The organism is Acidovorax sp. AC410 (genome assembly GCF_979253235.1).
Genome location: NZ_CEEDCG010000001.1, coordinates 6,071,938 through 6,084,759 on the forward strand (window position 1 = coordinate 6,071,938; position 12,822 = coordinate 6,084,759).

General features: G+C 68.7%; 13 protein-coding genes. 8 read left to right on the plus strand and 5 right to left on the minus strand.

The genetic code is table 11. The annotated features are described in order from the left end of the window. Positions 1-41 precede the first annotated feature (41 nt). A complete protein-coding gene (gene chrA / locus AC0IZS_RS28190; RefSeq protein WP_471639586.1) occupies positions 42-1,394 on the plus strand; it encodes a chromate efflux transporter in 1,353 nt (450 codons plus the stop codon). Between the two features lie 12 nt (positions 1,395-1,406). Here chrA and AC0IZS_RS28195 read toward each other — a convergent pair whose 3' ends face one another. After that, positions 1,407-2,291, minus strand: a complete 885-nt coding sequence (locus AC0IZS_RS28195) for a LysR family transcriptional regulator (protein ID WP_471638710.1) — start codon at positions 2,289-2,291, stop codon at positions 1,407-1,409. Between the two features lie 236 nt (positions 2,292-2,527). Between AC0IZS_RS28195 and AC0IZS_RS28200 the strand changes: the two genes are divergently transcribed. Genes AC0IZS_RS28200 through AC0IZS_RS28210 form a run of 3 tightly spaced genes read left to right on the plus strand, consistent with a single transcriptional unit; the run spans position 2,528 to position 5,626 of the window. Then, positions 2,528-3,523, plus strand: coding sequence for a tripartite tricarboxylate transporter substrate binding protein (locus AC0IZS_RS28200; RefSeq protein ID WP_471638711.1), 996 nt, complete (start codon positions 2,528-2,530; stop codon positions 3,521-3,523). A 2-nt stretch (positions 3,524-3,525) separates the two neighbouring features. After that, on the plus strand, positions 3,526-4,707 hold the full coding sequence (locus AC0IZS_RS28205; protein ID WP_471639587.1) for a M20 aminoacylase family protein: 1,182 nt from the start codon (positions 3,526-3,528) through the stop codon (positions 4,705-4,707). Between the two features lie 55 nt (positions 4,708-4,762). Next, positions 4,763-5,626 (plus strand): alpha/beta fold hydrolase, encoded by an 864-nt coding sequence (locus AC0IZS_RS28210; protein WP_471638712.1) that lies wholly within the window; start codon positions 4,763-4,765, stop codon positions 5,624-5,626. Between the two features lie 20 nt (positions 5,627-5,646). Here the strand turns inward: AC0IZS_RS28210 and AC0IZS_RS28215 are convergent, their stop codons facing one another. Both AC0IZS_RS28215 and AC0IZS_RS28220 read right to left on the minus strand, forming a co-directional pair. Beyond that, positions 5,647-6,684 carry a phenylacetaldoxime dehydratase family protein gene (locus AC0IZS_RS28215; RefSeq protein WP_471638713.1) on the minus strand — a complete coding sequence of 346 codons (1,038 nt, stop codon included), beginning with the start codon at positions 6,682-6,684 and terminating at the stop codon, positions 5,647-5,649. Positions 6,685-6,707: 23 nt separating this feature from the next. Beyond that, complete coding sequence (locus tag AC0IZS_RS28220; RefSeq protein ID WP_471638714.1) at positions 6,708-7,739, minus strand: carbon-nitrogen hydrolase family protein; 1,032 nt, start codon at positions 7,737-7,739, stop codon at positions 6,708-6,710. Positions 7,740-8,246: 507 nt separating this feature from the next. On the opposite strand from AC0IZS_RS28220, the gene AC0IZS_RS28225 reads away from it, so the two are divergent. Together AC0IZS_RS28225 and AC0IZS_RS28230 are read left to right on the plus strand one after the other, a co-directional pair. Continuing rightward, a complete protein-coding gene (locus AC0IZS_RS28225) occupies positions 8,247-9,212 on the plus strand; it encodes an AraC-like ligand-binding domain-containing protein (RefSeq protein ID WP_471638715.1) in 966 nt (321 codons plus the stop codon). 20 nt (positions 9,213-9,232) lie between these two features. After that, on the plus strand, positions 9,233-10,027 hold the full coding sequence (locus tag AC0IZS_RS28230) for a GNAT family N-acetyltransferase (protein ID WP_471638716.1): 795 nt from the start codon (positions 9,233-9,235) through the stop codon (positions 10,025-10,027). Here AC0IZS_RS28230 and AC0IZS_RS28235 read toward each other — a convergent pair. Continuing rightward, positions 10,016-10,615 (minus strand): hypothetical protein, encoded by a 600-nt coding sequence (locus tag AC0IZS_RS28235; protein WP_471638717.1) that lies wholly within the window; start codon positions 10,613-10,615, stop codon positions 10,016-10,018. The two genes, AC0IZS_RS28230 and AC0IZS_RS28235, sit on opposite strands and share 12 nt — an antisense overlap. A gap of 3 nt (positions 10,616-10,618) precedes the next feature. Further along, entirely contained in the window at positions 10,619-11,263 is a 645-nt protein-coding gene (locus AC0IZS_RS28240) for a DUF1003 domain-containing protein (protein WP_471638718.1), read from the minus strand. Positions 11,264-11,693: 430 nt separating this feature from the next. On the opposite strand from AC0IZS_RS28240, the gene AC0IZS_RS28245 reads away from it, so the two are divergent. Next, positions 11,694-12,356, plus strand: coding sequence for a lipocalin family protein (locus tag AC0IZS_RS28245; RefSeq protein ID WP_471638719.1), 663 nt, complete (start codon positions 11,694-11,696; stop codon positions 12,354-12,356). 59 nt (positions 12,357-12,415) lie between these two features. After that, positions 12,416-12,766 (plus strand): FlxA-like family protein, encoded by a 351-nt coding sequence (locus tag AC0IZS_RS28250; RefSeq protein ID WP_471638720.1) that lies wholly within the window; start codon positions 12,416-12,418, stop codon positions 12,764-12,766. The last annotated feature ends 56 nt before the right edge of the window (positions 12,767-12,822 follow it).

A 12,822-nucleotide genomic window follows, 5' to 3' on the forward strand; every position in this document is an offset into this window, starting at 1 on the left:
CCGATGTGAATGAAATGACCGACACGAGCAATCTGGCCACGATGGCCGACAAGGGCGGCGCCGCCGCCGATGCACGTCCCGCCGACGTGCCGTTCGCCCAGGCCCTGTGGTTCTGGCTCAAGCTGGGCTGTATCAGCTTTGGCGGGCCGGCGGGGCAGATCGCCATCATGCACACCGAGCTGGTGGAGCGGCGCCGCTGGATCAGCGAGAAGCGCTTTCTGCATGCGCTCAACTACTGCATGGTGCTGCCCGGCCCCGAGGCGCAGCAACTGGCCACCTACATCGGCTGGCTGATGCACCGCACGCGCGGCGGGCTGGTGGCGGGTGGGCTGTTCGTGCTGCCCTCGCTGGTGCTGCTGATACTGCTGTCCTGGGTGTACATCGCCTATGGGCACCTGCCCGTGGTGGAGGGCATCTTCTACGGCATCAAGCCGGCGGTGACGGCGCTGGTGCTGCATGCAGCCCACCGCATCGGCACGCGCGCGCTCAAGAACCGTTGGCTCTGGGGCATGGCGGCGGCAGCCTTCGTGGCCATCATGGCGTTCAGCGTGCCCTTCCCGGCCATCGTGCTCGCGGCCGCGCTCGCCGGGCATGTGGCTGGGCAGCGCTGGCCGCAGCTGTTCTCGGCCGGCGGCCACGGCAGTGCCCAGCGGGGCTATGGGCCCGCGCTGATCGACGACGACACGCCGACACCGGCCCATGCCCTGTTCAGCCGCAAGCGCCTGGCGCAGGTGCTGGCCGTGGGCGGCGGCCTGTGGCTGGCGGCCATGGGGGTGCTGGTGGCGCTGGTGGGCTGGGAGGGCACGCTCACGCAGATGGGCTGGTTCTTCACCAAGGCGGCGCTGCTGACCTTTGGCGGGGCCTATGCCGTGCTGCCCTACGTGTACCAGGGTGCGGTGGAGCACTACCAGTGGCTCGATGCCAGGCAGATGATCGACGGCCTGGCGCTGGGCGAGACCACGCCAGGCCCGCTGATCATGGTGGTGGCCTTCGTGGGCTTTCTCGGCGGCTGGCTGCACAACGTGCTCGGGCCCGATGCGGCCTTCTGGTCCGGTGCGCTGGCGGCGTCGGTGGTGACCTTCTTCACCTTTCTGCCATCGTTCGTGTTCATCCTGGCGGGCGGGCCGCTGATCGAAACCACGCACAACCAGCTGCGCTTCACGGCGCCGCTCACGGCCATCACCGCCGCCGTGGTGGGCGTGATCCTGAACCTGGCCCTGTTCTTCGCCTGGCATGTCTGGTGGCCGCAGGGCTTTGCCGGTGGGGTGGACATCGCCTCCGTCGCCATCACCGTGCTGGCCGGTGTGGCGCTGTTCCGCTTCAAGCTGGGGGTGCTGCCGCTGCTGGCGAGCTGCGCGCTGGCGGGCCTGGCCCTGCGCATGCTGGGCGGATAGAAACGCTGTCGCTCAATCTTTCAATAGCTCCTGCACCAGTGTGCGCACGATGGGCATGGCCGGGGCCTCGGCGCGGCCTGCCAGGGTGACCAGGCCGAACAACGCGGTGGTGATCTCGCCGGGCACCATGGGCAGTTCCACCAGGTCGGGCGCGGCAGCGCGCACGGCCAGCAGGATGGCGTCGCTCTTGCGCACCACCTCGACCAGGCTCGGTATCTCCTCGCAGCGCAGGGTCACGCAGGCGGCGGGATGGGCCTCGGGGCCGTAGGTTTCCATGAGCCGGCGCGCCACCTCGTCGCTGAGCGGGGTGGAGGCGATGGGGTAGTCCTTGAGCATCTCGAAGCGCACGCCGCCGCGCTTGCGCAGCAGCGGGTGGCCGCGCCGCACCATGAAGGAGCCGCGGATCTCGCAGACCAGCTCGGTGCGCAGGTCGGTGGCGGGCTGCAGCGAGCGGGCGTCGATCACCAGGGCGTCGAGCTGCCGGTCGCGCAGGGCCTGCACCAGCCGGTCGGTGCTGCCGCGCGAGATTTCCAGCGTGAGCTGCGGGTGGTGCGTGGCCACCTGCATGAGCAGCGGCGTCATCAGCAAGGCGCCGGGGCCCGAGCCCAGGCCGATGCGGATGGCGCCGCCCTCGCCCTGCTGCATGCGCTGGCCCAGCGCGTGCAGTTCGGCCGCATCGTCCACCAGGCGTTGGGCGCGCTGCAGCACCTGGCGGCCAAAGGGCGTGAGCTCGCTGCGCCGGCCGATGCGGTCGAACAGCGGCAGGCCGAGCTCGTCCTCGATGGCGCGGATGCTGCGGCTGAGCGCGGGCTGCGTGAGGTGCATGGCCTCGGCCGACTTGCTGAACGAGCCGGTCTGCGCCAGCGAAATGAAGTGCCGAAGCTGCACCAAAGTCATGCCGATTGCCCCCTTCTGGTGCAAGAAAATTGAATAACTTCAACTCATGCTAACCCACTTTGCAATGCATTGGACGCGCAGATAGGCCAATCCTAAGATGGCCCGACTGACCTGCCACAGCCCCGACAAGAGAGGTGTGGCGGAGCCAGGGGTGTCGAAGAAATGGAGACCATGGGATGCCATGGCCGCTTACCAATCTGTCTGCAAGGGATCGATCAATGAACACAACGACTGCGATGAAACGCCTGCTCGCCACACTGGCCGGGCTCACGGGCCTGGTGCTCGGCGCCAGCCCCCTGGCCGCGCTGGCCCAGGCACCCGGTGCCTACCCCGCCAAGCCGGTGAGCCTGATGGTGCCCTACCCTGCGGGCGGCCCGTCCGACGCGATGGCCCGCATCCTCAACACCCCCATGACCCGCGAGCTGGGCCAGCAGGTGATCGTGGAGAACCTGGGCGGCGCCGCGGGTGCCATGGCCGCGCAGAAGGTGCTGGCCGCGCCGGCCGACGGGTACTACATCTTCCAGGGTTCGCCCAACGAGGCCATCCTGGCGCCGCTGGCCAACGCCGCGGTGAAGCTGCGCACCGAGGACTTCCGCCTCGTACACCCGGTGTCCGACGCAGCCATGGTCTTCGTGACGCGCAAGGACCTGGGCGTGAACAGCGTGGACGAGCTGATCGCGCTGGCGCGCACGCCGGGCAAGGACCCGCTGAGCTACGGCAGCGTGGGCATCGGCTCGCTGTACCACCTGATCCTGGAGAAGGTGCAGCAGGCCACGCACACCACCATGCAGCACATCCCCTACAAGGGCAATGCGCCCTTGCTGCAGGACCTGGGCGGCGGGCAGCTCGACTTTGCGGTGCTGGTCTACAGCTCGGCGATGGGTGCCATGGCGGACCAGGGGCGGCTGAAGATCATTGGCCAGCTGGGCGCGCAGCGCTCGGAGATGCTCAAGAACATTCCCACGGTGAGCGAGGGCAAGACCCTGCCCAACTTCTCGTACAAGATCTGGACCGGCTTCATGGTGCCCAAAAAGACTCCCGAGCCCGTGGTGCAGCGCCTGCACCAGGCCATCGGCCGCGCGCTCAAGGACCCGACGGTGCACACCCAGCTCGCAGCGCAGTCCATGGTGGCATCGCCCGCAATGACGCTGGCCGAGTCCACCGCCTTCTTCGAGAGCGAGACCGCGCGCTACCGCGAGATCGCGCGCTCCATCAACCTGCAGCCGCAATGACGATGACGACGATGAACCGCAGCTTGTTCGACACCCTGCAGGAGCGCGCCAGCGAGTTCATCGCCCTGCGCCGCGACATCCACCGCCACCCCGAGCTGGCCTTTGAAGAGCAGCGCACGGCCGAACTGGTGGCCGAGCGGCTGGAGCGCTGGGGCTATGCGGTGGAGCGCGGCATCGGCGGCACCGGGGTGGTGGGCAGGCTGGCGCGCGGCCAGGGCCCACGCCTGGGCCTGCGCGCCGACATGGACGCCCTGCCCATCACCGAGGCCACGGGCGCCGCCTGGAGCAGCGCCCACCCGGGCGTGATGCACGCCTGCGGGCACGACGGCCACACCGCCATGCTGATGGCGGCGGCCTGGTACCTGGCCGAGCACGGCCAGTTCAGCGGCACGCTGAACCTGGTCTTCCAGCCCGCCGAGGAAGGCGGCGGCGGCGCGCTGCGCATGATGGCCGACGGTTTGTTCGAGCGCTACCCCTGCGATGCGGTGTTTGCCATGCACAACATGCCCGGCGTTGAACAGGGCCACCTGCTGCTGCGCGAGGGGCCGGCCATGGCATCGAGCGACTACGCCACCATCACCCTGGAGGGCGTGGGCGGCCACGGCGCCATGCCGCACGCGGCCATCGACCCCGTGGTGGCCGCGGCCAGCCTGGTGATGGGGCTGCAGACCATCGTCTCGCGCAATGTGGACCCGCAGCAGATGGCCGTGGTGACCGTGGGCGCGCTGCACGCCGGCCAGGCCAACAACGTGATCCCGGCCAGCGCCGTGCTGGAGATCAGCGTGCGCGCCATGGACAGCGCCGTGCGTGCGCTGTTGGAGCAGCGCATCCGCGCGCTGGTGGACGCCACCGCCACCGGCTACGGCGCGGTGGCGCGGCTCGACTGGCGGCCCGGCTACGCCGTACTGGTGAACACCCCGGCAGAGACGGCGCTGGCGCGCCAGGTGGCGCTGGACCTGGTGGGCCCCGAGCGCGTGACCCTGCAGGCAGCTGCCCTGCCCGCCAGCGAGGACTTTGCCTTCATGCTGGAGAAGGTGCCCGGCTCCTACCTGCAGATCGGCAACGGCAATGCCCCCGGCGGCTGCATGGTGCACCACCCGGGGTACGATTTCCACGATGGCAACATCGTGGTGGGCGGCGCGTTCTGGGTACGGCTGGCCGAGACCTTTTTGCCGCAGCAGTGAACCGAGGGTGCACCACCTTTCGCCCGTTGAACCAACCGCCAGGGAGCCCGACCGCATGTCCGCAGATTCGACCTTCGACGCCCGACCATCGCCCAGCCGCGTGCTCTCCATCGGCTCCGAGCGCATCTCGGTGCACGACAGCGGCGGCAGCGGCCCGGCCGTGGTGCTGGTGCATGGCAACTCGTCCTCGTCGCGCGTGTGGGAGCCCCTGCTCACCGGCGAGCTGGGCAAGAAGTACCGCCTGATCGCGCCGGACCTGCCGGGCCACGGCCAGTCCGCCGATGCCGAGCAGATGGTGCGCAGCACGGTCTACAGCATTCCCGGCTATGCCGATGTGGTCCGCGCCGTGGCCGGCCAGATGGGGGTGGAGAACGCCGTGTTCGTGGGCTGGAGCCTGGGCGGGCATGCCGTGCTCGAAGCGGCGGCATCCCTGCCGCAGGCGGCGGGCTTCATGGTCTTCGGCACGCCGCCCCTGCCGTTTCCGCCCACGGCGGATTTCGGCGGTGCCTTCCTCAAGCTCGGCCTGGGCTTCGTCAAGGACTGGTCCGAGGACGACGCCCGCGCCTGGGTGGCCGACTACATGGCGCCCGGCATGGCCGCAGCCGATTTCATGCTGCAGGACGCCCGTCGCACGGACGGCCACGCCCGCGGATCCCTTGCAGCGGGCATAGGCACCGTGGGCTATGCGGATGAGCTGAACATCATCGCCACCATCGGCCGGCCCCTGGCCATCGTGCAGGGCGCGCACGAGCAGATCGTGAACCCGGCCTACCTCGACGGGTTGGCCCCCACCATCCCTACCCTGTGGCGCGGCAAGGTGCAGGTAGTGGAAGGCGCCGGCCACGCCGTGCAATGGGAGAACCCGGCGCAGTTCGGCGCGCTGCTCGACGCCTTCGTGGCGGATTGCCAGCGGGGTTGAGTGCCGCCCATAGGGAGCGCCTACCCTGCCGCCCCCAGCATGCCCGTGCGCGGGTGGCAGTTGAAGTATTCGAAATACTGCTCTGCCGCCGTGGCCACCGTGACCTCGTGGTAGAGCTTGAGCTGCGCCGCCGGGCCCATGGTGCCCAGGTACTTCATGGCCGCGCCAAAGATGGCCACGTGCGTGGGGTGCGATTCGGCCCAGCGCTCCAACGACGCAAGACTGCGCCACCAGCCCATGCCGAAACTCTTGTCCATGGGCTTGCCCGCCGCGTCCACCACGCTCATGTAGCGGTTGGCATAGCAGTCCACCTGGCGGCCCTGGTCCTGCAGGAAGTCCATGCCGGCGCGCAGCACGGGCTCGACCTCCTCGGTGTACATGCGCCGCTCGTCGCCCTGGGTGCCGGTCCAGTCCTGGCCGGAGCGGATGAGGCACAGGTTCTCGTGCGGCAGCACGCGCTGGTGCAGGCCCTCGGTGGCGATCATCGGCGCACCGGCGGGCTCCATGCCACTGGTCTGCGACAGGGCCAGGCGGTCGCGCATGCCGCCCCAGTAGGCATGCTCCTGGATGGGTTCGCCCAGGCCGCTGGAAACGCCGGCCACGCCCTCAATCCCATCGCTGGAAAACAGCGTCTCGAAGCGGTCCGCCGCAGGCTGCAGCACCTCGGTGAACAGGCCCAGCCCGGGCTCGTTGAACGCGCCGGATGCCCAGCGCTCGCCGTGCTCGGCAAACCAGGCCGCATAGGCGGCCGGGTTGTCCCAGTAGCCGATGGTGATGGTGTTGAGGTAGCCCGCCTGGTCCAGGCACTGCGCGCGGTCCCAGTGGCCCGGGCCGTTGGCGCCGGCAAAGGCCTCAGCGATGCAATGCAGCGCCCGCGCGGCCAGGGCGGGCGCGGGCGCATCCGCCCGGTGCTGGATGCCGAAGTAGGCCATGACCACGCGCGTGACCTCGGGGCGGTAGCGCGCCACGGTGGCGGGGTACGGCGGCACATAGTCGTCGGGCACCCTGCGGTGGCGCAGGCGCGGGCATTGCAGGTGGCTGGGGATGGCGGATTCCATGGCGCGGCTCCGGTGCGCAATGCTCAGGACTCGGCCAGCACGGGTGCAGGCTCGGCGCTGGCTTCGTTGGCCGCCGCTGCCGCCATGCCGACGGGTACCTGCGAGACCACGCGGTCGCCCGGCGTCTGGTTGAGCAGCAGGCGCGTGACGTCGGGCCGGGCATAGTGGCCGGCAGGGTCGGCAGCGGTCTTGGCCAGGGAGATCGTGCCCAGGTCGATATCGGCAATCACCAGGCCTTCTTCCTTCTCGCCAAGCGGTGTGCCCAGCGATGCGCCGTCAGGGCCGTAGATGCGCGCGAAACCGCCGCCTTCGAGCAGCAACTGGCGCTGCAGGTCGTCGGTGCAGAGCATGGTGTGCATCTCCTTCGACACGGTGGCACACGGCGCGACCACGAAGCAGCCGCCTTCGACCGCGTAGACCTGGCTCGCGGCATTGTTGACCTCGGCACCCAGCGCATGGGCCGCGCCACGGTACAGCGAGAAGCTGGGCCAGGCGCCGATGTGGATCTGCTCGTTCTGCGCGTACATGGCGTACTTGCTCAGGGGCTGCAGGTGCTCCCAGCAGGCGAGCATGCCGACATTGCCGATGGCGGTCGGCATGACCGCCAGGTCGCTGCCGTCGCCTTCGCCGAACACAGTGCGCTCCACATGCGTGGGCTTGAGCTTGCGCCGCGTCTTGACCACGCGGCCCTGGTCGTCGAACAGGGCCTGGGCGATGTAGAGGCTGCCGCCCGCGCGCTCGCTGTAGCCGGTGGACATCCAGATGCCGATGTCGCGCGCGGCCTGCGCCAGGCGCTGGAACTCGGCCGAGCCGACCACCAGCGAGTTGTCGTTGTAGCGCTGCACGTACTGCATGCCCATGGCGGGCGAGTTGAGCCAGATCCACCAGGGGTAGCCGGGGATCCAGGTCTCCGGGAAGGCCACGAGCTGCGCGCCCTGCTTGGCCGCCTCCTTCATCAGCGCAATGGTCTTGTCGATGGTGGCATCGAGGTCGAGGAACACGGGCGCGGCCTGGACGGCGGCAACGCGCAGCTTGGGGTGGAGGGTGGCGGGCATGGAATGGGTCCTGTCGATCAAGGTGGAGGGGGTGGCCGTGCGCGGGCAGTGCCTGCTGCGGTACCTGAATGCTCGGGCCGAAGCCGCGCGCCGTCTTGCCTGTGGGTCTCGCGGCTCTTGCCGCAAAGCCACGCGGACGGCGACTTGACTGAAAGTCTCCCCAGGCTTGATCCAGGCTCACCGCCCCGGGTTTACCGGCATGGGCCTTGCTTGAACAATGGGCGCAGCAGGAGGATGATTGCGAGCAGTCACGCTCCCCTGCCCTGTCCAGCATTCGCGACGGATTTGCATTCGGCCGGCTAAGAGCGGCTAACAAAACTCAGCGAAGCGGTTCTGGCTAGGCGCTGCGTCGCAGGCAGTACGAGCAGTACGACAAGACGCTGCAACGACGCCAGAAGAGTTTTGTTAGCCGCTCTAACTAGGCGGGGAGCTGCAGACAGTGCTTTAGCACGGCAAGGCTCCCCAACGACGTTAGACGGTTGAAGGCAAATCCGTAGGAGACCCGCCATGAGCCAACTCTTGAGTACCGACCCCATTGCCCCGCGCGACCGGGTGGCCTACTGGACCGACATGATCTGCACCACCTACGTGCAGCTCGAATGCGATGCGCCGCGCGGCGACCGCTTTGGCGGCTCCATCCAGAGCCACCACCTGCCGGGGCTGGACCTGTCGGTGGTGCGCTCCTGCGCGCAACGCGTGGTGCGCACGCCGAGCTTCATCTCACGCGCCACGGACGACTGCTTCATCGTGAGCCTGCAGACCAAGGGCCACGGCGTCATCTCCCAGGACGGGCGCGACGCGGCCGTGGCCCCCGGCGACTTTGCGCTGTACGACAGCACGCGGCCCTACACCCTGCAGTTCAGCGAGGACTTCGAGGAGATCGTGCTCAAGCTGCGCGGCGAGCAGTTGCGTGCGCTGGTGGCGGGCACCGAGCAGTTGACGGCCACCACCGTCTCGGGCCGCAGCGGGGCCGGGCACCTGATGGCCAGCATGGTCACCGCCTTGCGGGGAGAGGTGGACAGCCTGCCCGCCGCCTCGGCCGCTGCCGTGGCCAGCGGCGTCATCAGCGTGCTGGTGGCCGGCCTGCAGTCGCTGCCCGCCTGCAGCCGGGCCGAGCCCTCGACCTTGGGTGCCTACCATGTGGCGCGCATCAAGCGGCACATCGACGGCCGGCTGCGCGACCCGGCGCTGACCATCGAATCCGTGGCCACGGACCTGGGCATGTCCAGCGGCCACCTGCACCGCCTGTTCAAGGCCGAGCCACAGTCACCCTCGCACTACCTCTGGGGCCAGCGGCTGGACGGCGCGAGCCGCGAGCTGCTGGATGCACGCCGCACGAAGACCTCGGTGGCGGAGATCGCGTTCGGCTGGGGCTTCAACGACGCGGCGCATTTCAGCCGGGCGTTCAAGGAGCGTTTTGGGCAATCGCCACGGGGGTGGCGGGCACAGGGGCTGGCTGAAATCAGGGGCTGAGCGTCGGTACCATCGGCACCATGCATGAACTGGATGCGAAAGAATTCCCCGCACTGATCCCGCTGCTCGATGGGCTTCACGCGGGCACCGAGATCATGGGCGCCGTGCTGTCAGGCCATACCCGGGGCCGCATCTTTGTCCCGCAAGCCGGGGACCTGCGCACCGCCTTTGTCTATGACAACGGCTTTTGCGTGCTGGCGGGCGAGCGGCCCGACACGCCGTTGGCTGCGGCCTGCCTCGACTGGCTGCAGGCGCCTGCCCAGCAGGACTTCTTCATTCTGTACCCGGGCCATGCCGGCTGGGAGCAGGTGCTCGACCAGCACCAGGCGCAAGGCGTGCAAAAGCTGCAGCGCGTGGCCTTCTCGTTCGACCGCACCCGCTTTGCGGCGCAGCGCACCGAACAGCCCCTGCCGCCGGGCCACCGCCTGGTGCCCCTGGATGCCCAGCTGCTGCGGCACCTGGCCGATGGTGGCCAGTACCCCTTCGCGGCAGGCATGTGGGCTTCCGATGCGCAGTTCGAACGCGATGGCGTCGGTTTTTGCGTGCTCCACGAGAGGCGGGTGGCCAGCCTGTGCTACTCGGTGTTCGTGAAGGGGGCGCGGCACGACATCGACATCTGCACCTTTGACGGTTACCGGCGGCGGGGCTTGGCCAGGGCTGCAGCCACGGCGTTCATTGATGCGTGCCTGCGGCGCGGGCTGGAGCCGGGGTGGGATTGCTTCAAGGGCAACCGGGCGTCGTACGAGCTGGCCCAGGCCCTCGGGTTCGGTCCGGTCCACGAATTCGCGGTCTACGCCCAGGGGCTAGACGGTTGATTGCAGCCCCACCAGATGCAACTGCCCAAACGGCATGTGGTGCATCAGCTCGCGCAGCAGCAGCAAGGTGGTGGCGAACTCCACGCTCTCGGGCAGGCCCTCGCTGGCAGCCGGCCGGCCTTCTGAGACGGCGGCCAGGCGCTGGAACAGGCGCTCCATGGCGTCCAGGGTGAGCAGCATGGCAGGGCCACGCGGCACGCCGGCCAGTTCGGCCAGAGCCACCAGGCGGACGTCGGAGGACCACCAGACCCTACCCGGCGCATTGCCCTGCGCAGCGTGCTGCCGGTGGGCCAGGTAGACCTCGTCTTCGACGCTGGCGATGGCGTTCTCCAGCTCCAACGGGGTGGGTATGTCGCGGCGGAAGAAGGCCCGGGCGGTCTTGTGCGTGCCCAGGGCCAGGGTGACAACAGGGCCGGGTGCGGTGCCCTCGCGCAGCACCGCGATGCACGTCTGCTCGGTGCCCAGGTGCAGCAGCGCGATGGGCTCGCCCGACACGGCGTGGTCGCCCAATGCCTGCAGGGCGGATGCGATGTCGAAGGCCATATCGGCTGCCGTGCTGGCCAATGGCAGGGGGTGGGTGGCGAACATGGCTCAACCCTGGCGCGGGCTGGCATCCCCGCCGGTGCCGCCGGACTGCTGCGCGCCCGGCTGGTCGGCCTGCTGCTGGGTGCGGGCCACAGCGGGCATGTAGTGCATGCGGTGGTGCATTTCCACCGTCAAGGCCTCGATGCGTTCGCTGAGCTTCCTGGTCATCTCGGTGAGGCGCGTGTTCTGCTCCAGCAGGTCGAGCAACTGGGCGGTGTTCTGGCTGGCAATCGCCTGGCGCTGCTCGGTGGCCCGGGCCAGGTCTTCACGGTGCTGGGCATCGGCATCGGCAAGCGCCTTGTCGCGCTCGGCCTGGCGTGTCTGCGCCAGCAGGATCAGGGGCGCAGCGTAGGCCGCCTGCAGGCTGAACGCCAGGTTGAGCAGGATGAAAGGGTAGGCATCGAATTTCGCGACCCCTGTCAGGTTGATCACTATCCACACGACGACGAACGCGGTTTGCGCAGCCAGGAATTTGGGTGTTCCGAACACGCGTGCAAAGGCCTCGGCCTTGCGCGCGAAGCCATCGTTGCCGAAGGCCGGGGACAGATGCTCATGCTTGCGCAGAAACCGCAGGTGGTCGACCACGGGGGGCGAATCCTTGGCGGGGGCGGTGGGCGCTGTGCCCGGGGCGGTGGCGGTGAATGTCGTCATGCGAAGGACCTCATGCAAGCGGTGGGAACAGGGCTGGGCGCGCCGGGCGGCACAGGCTTGGTAGCCACTCTACCCTGCAGTGCCCCGTCCTCTGGGTGCCTTCAAGTTCTGTGCCAGCAGGCGCGGCAACTGCGCGGGCAGTACGGCAACCCCACTTCTGCCGCCAAAGCGTGACATTTGTGGCAATAACGCTCGCGCACTTGCGGCCAGCCGGCCACCAACGCTGCCGTGCCATGGTGTGATGCGCGGCACGGAGGCCAGCAGCGCTGCGCAGCCACCATCGCGCCGACAGGCGATGCCAGCGCGCGCCTACACGCGGTGGCCTACGCCCTCACTACATTGACCACACCGCCGCAGAACAGGCAGCGCCCGCCCCAATGGCCGGCCCATGCCAAGGACTGCGACCAGCCTTTCAGCCAGGGACACCACCATGCCTGACACCATTGTTGAACTGCGAGACATGCCAGACACGCCAGCACAAGACCCCGAGCCCGCCGCCGCACGGACCGGTGCAGCGCGCTCCGTGGGCCGCCGCTTTCTGCCCAACACCATTGGCGTGCTGGCATTGGGCGCGGTGCTGTTCTTCACGGCCTGCTCCACGCACCCACCCGCCGGTATTGAGCCGGTGGCGGCCTTCGACGCGCAGCGCTATGCAGGCCAGTGGTACGAGGTGGCCCGGCTGGACCATTCGTTCGAGCGCGGCCTGCAGCAGACCACGGCGAACTACCTCCCCAACCCGGACGGCACCATCCAGGTGATCAACCGCGGCTACGACCCAGGCCGCGACCGCTGGAAAGAGGCCGAGGGCAAGGCCCGCTTTGCCGGCGAACCCGACAAGGGCGCCCTCAAGGTCTCGTTCTTCGGTCCCTTCTACGGCGGCTACAACGTGGTGGCCCTGGACCCGGACTACCAGTGGTCCATGGTGGTCGGCTCCAACCGCGGCTACTTCTGGATCCTGTCGCGCACCAAAACGCTGCCACCCGGAGTGCGCGAGCAGTTGCTGGCCAAGGCCCGATCACTCGGCGTGCAGGTGGACAAGGTGCTGTGGGTGGCGCAGGAGGGTGCGGTGCCTGCGGCACAGCCCAAGGGCTGAAAAATCCCTTGCGCCACACTTAAGTTGTACCCCACACCTGCCGATAAGAGGACATGCAAGTGTCCTCCTCTTCATCGGCCGGCAAGGTGTCTTCTTCCAGCAGCGGGGGCGGTGGCAGCGAGATCGCCAAGCTGCAAAAGCAGCTGCAATCGCTGACCGAAGAGCTCAAGAACGTGGCCACCTCCGACATGGACGCCAAGGCCAAGAAGGAGAAGGTCAAGCTGCTGCAGGCCCAGATCCAGATGGTGCAGGCGCAGATCAGTGCCATCCAGCGTGCGCGCCAGCAGGAGCAGCAGGACGCCCAGGCCCGCAAGGCCGAATCGGCCGCCCAGTCGGCACGCGAGCAGCGCGCCAGAACTGAAACCCAAGCCTCCACCAGCCTGGGCAGCCAGCTCGATACCTACGCCTGACAGGGGCCAGCGCCTCAGCCGCCTGCTCGAACCCCCAAGGCACGGCGCCCAACCAG

What these genes read in the sequence shown, in the direction of transcription:
- chrA (WP_471639586.1), top strand. Translation starts at nt 42, where the DNA reads ATGGCCGACAAGGGCGGCGCCGCCGCCGATGCACGTCCCGCCGACGTG.
- AC0IZS_RS28235 (WP_471638717.1), bottom strand. Translation starts at nt 10,615, where the DNA reads ATGTTCGCCACCCACCCCCTGCCATTGGCCAGCACGGCAGCCGATATG.
- AC0IZS_RS28225 (WP_471638715.1), top strand. Translation starts at nt 8,247, where the DNA reads ATGAGCCAACTCTTGAGTACCGACCCCATTGCCCCGCGCGACCGGGTG.
- AC0IZS_RS28240 (WP_471638718.1), bottom strand. Translation starts at nt 11,263, where the DNA reads ATGACGACATTCACCGCCACCGCCCCGGGCACAGCGCCCACCGCCCCC.
- AC0IZS_RS28220 (WP_471638714.1), bottom strand. Translation starts at nt 7,739, where the DNA reads ATGCCCGCCACCCTCCACCCCAAGCTGCGCGTTGCCGCCGTCCAGGCC.
- AC0IZS_RS28245 (WP_471638719.1), top strand. Translation starts at nt 11,694, where the DNA reads ATGCCTGACACCATTGTTGAACTGCGAGACATGCCAGACACGCCAGCA.
- AC0IZS_RS28230 (WP_471638716.1), top strand. Translation starts at nt 9,233, where the DNA reads ATGCATGAACTGGATGCGAAAGAATTCCCCGCACTGATCCCGCTGCTC.
- AC0IZS_RS28200 (WP_471638711.1), top strand. Translation starts at nt 2,528, where the DNA reads ATGAAACGCCTGCTCGCCACACTGGCCGGGCTCACGGGCCTGGTGCTC.
- AC0IZS_RS28210 (WP_471638712.1), top strand. Translation starts at nt 4,763, where the DNA reads ATGTCCGCAGATTCGACCTTCGACGCCCGACCATCGCCCAGCCGCGTG.
- AC0IZS_RS28215 (WP_471638713.1), bottom strand. Translation starts at nt 6,684, where the DNA reads ATGGAATCCGCCATCCCCAGCCACCTGCAATGCCCGCGCCTGCGCCAC.
- AC0IZS_RS28205 (WP_471639587.1), top strand. Translation starts at nt 3,526, where the DNA reads ATGACGACGATGAACCGCAGCTTGTTCGACACCCTGCAGGAGCGCGCC.
- AC0IZS_RS28195 (WP_471638710.1), bottom strand. Translation starts at nt 2,291, where the DNA reads ATGACTTTGGTGCAGCTTCGGCACTTCATTTCGCTGGCGCAGACCGGC.